Genomic DNA, 2,388 nt, shown 5'->3' on the forward strand with positions numbered 1-2,388 from the left:
CGGAGGCCGGCGCGTCGTCGTCGGCGTCGCCGTCGTCCGGCCCGTCGTCCGGCGGCGCGTCGCCGGACGCCCCGGTCGCGGCCTTGACCTTCGCGCTCCTGGCCTGCCGCTTGGCGCTCTGCTCGCGGCGGGCGATGTTGGCGCGGATCTGCTTGTACTTCGGCTCGCGCTCCTTGAGCTGCACCAGCAGCGGCGTCGCCACGCACAGCGAGGAGTACGTACCGATGATCATGCCGACGAACAGCGCGAGCGACAGGTCCTTCAGCGTGCCCGCGCCGAACAGCGTGGTGCCGATGAACAGGATCGCGCCGACCGGCAGGATCGCGACGAGCGAGGTGTTCAGCGACCGGACCAGGGTGCTGCTGAGCGCCTGGTTCGCCGCCTCGCTATAGGTCGTCCTGGAGGTCGGGCCGAGCGGCTTGGTGACCTCCTTGATCATGTCGAAGACGACCACCGCGTCGTACAGCGAGTATCCGAGGATCGTCAGGAACCCCAGCAGCGTCGCGGGCGTGACCTCGAACCCGGACCAGGCGTACACGCCCGCCGTGATGACCAGGTCGTGCACGAGGGCGACCACGGCGGCGAGCGCCATCCGCCACTCGAACGCCACCGACAGGTAGCCGATGATCAAGATCATGAAGACGATGAGCGCCTGCCACGCCTTCTTCTGGATCTCCCCGCCCCACGAGGCGCCGACCACCTGGGTGCTGACCTTGCTGGCGGGGACCTTCAGCTCCTTGGTGATGGTCGCCTTGACCTGGGTGACCTGGTCCGAGGACAGGCTCTGGGTCGTGACCCGCCAGTCGTCGCCGGCCTTCTGCACGATCGGGTCGTGCGCGCCGCCGTCGGACGCGGCGCCGCGCACCTGCTCGATCGACGAGCTCGGCGACTTGAAGGTGAAGACCGAGCCGCCCTTGAACTCCACGCCGAAGTTGAGGCCCTGGATCAGCAGCCCGGCGATCGACAGGATCAGCAGCGCCCCGGACAGCGAGTACCAGATCTTCGGCTTGCCGACGATGTCGGCGCTGATCTCACCCCGGTAGATCCGGGAGAGGACCGCGCGCAGCCCCATGGCTCAGGCCTCCTGGCTCGTCTTGCGGGCGGCGACGCCGTCGGCGTCCTGCAGGTTGCGGCGCAGCCGTTTGGCGTCCAGCCCGGACATCGGATGCCCGCGGCCGAAGAAGTTCGTCCGCGACAGCAGGGCCACCATCGGCTTGGTGAAGAAGAACACCACCACGATGTCGATCAGCGTGGTCAGGCCCATCGCGAACGCGAACCCGGCGACGCCGCCGACCGCGAGGAAGTACAGCACCACGGCGGCCAGGAACGTCACGGCGTCGGCGACGAGGATGGTGCGCCGCGCCCGCTTCCAGGCGTTCTCCACCGAGGAGCGCAGCCTGCGGCCCGCTCTCAGCTCGTCCCGCAGCCGCTCGAAGTAGACGATGAACGAGTCGGCGGTGATGCCGATCGACACGATCAGGCCGATGATGTGCGGCAGCGACAGCCGGAAGCCCATCCCCTCGCCGAGGATCACCACCGCCTCATAGGTGATCACGGAGGCGACGATCAGGCTGGACACCGCCACGAGGCCGAGGCCCCGGTAGTACAGCATGCAGTAGAGGACGACCAGGCCGAGGCCGATCGCGCCGGCGATCAGGCCGCCGGTCAGCTGGTCGGAGCCCAGCGTGGACGACACCTCGTCGATGGAGCTCTGCTTGAACTCCAGCGGCAGCGCCCCGTACTTCAGCACGTTGGCGAGGTCGGTCGCGTACTGCTGGGTGAAGCTGTCGGCGGGGCCGTCGATGCTGGCGCTGCCGCCGGTGATCGCGCCCTGGTTGATCTGCGGCGCGGAGACCACCTGGCCGTCCAGGACGATCGCGACCTGCGCCTGCGGCGAGGACGAGTCGCTCTGGTACGCCTTGGACGCGTCGGTGGTGACGTCGCCGAACTGGCGGGCGCCCTTGCCGTCGAACTTCAGCGCCACCGACCAGCTCGCCTGGCCCTGCTGGGAGTTCGGCGGCATCGCGGTCGCGCTCTTGACGTTCTCGCCGAGCACCCGGACCGGGCCGAGGATGTACTTGCCGACCTGGCCGTTCTCGACCTTCTGGGCGCACGCCGCGACGAACTTGCGGTTCGGGTCGTTCGCGCCCGGGGCGTGGCGGTCGCCGTTGTAGCAGTCCAGCGACTCGAACTGCTGGATGACCGCCTTGTCGGTGACGCCCGGGTAGGTCTGGGTGCCGGTGGACGGCGCCGGCGACACCAGCGGCGACGACGGCGACGCCGACGGGGACGCCGTGGGGGACGGCGAGCCCGAGCCGGACGGGTTCGGCGTCGGCGCCGCCAGCGCGTCCGACACCGCGCGCTTGCGCGGCGTGGCGGACGCGGACG

Annotated in this window: 2 protein-coding genes; both read right to left on the minus strand. The window is 69.8% G+C overall.

From position 1 onward, the window contains the following. Positions 1-1,072: protein translocase subunit SecF (gene secF / locus ABZ914_RS50280; RefSeq protein WP_500201658.1), on the minus strand; the 1,072-nt coding region annotated here is incomplete at its 3' end. A 3-nt stretch (positions 1,073-1,075) separates the two neighbouring features. Next, positions 1,076-2,388 (minus strand): protein translocase subunit SecD (gene secD / locus ABZ914_RS50285; protein WP_500201659.1); only part of this gene is annotated, 1,313 nt, incomplete at its 5' end.

Origin of the sequence: Spirillospora sp. NPDC046719 (assembly GCF_040645715.1) — a bacterium.
GTDB lineage: Bacteria > Actinomycetota > Actinomycetes > Streptosporangiales > Streptosporangiaceae > Spirillospora.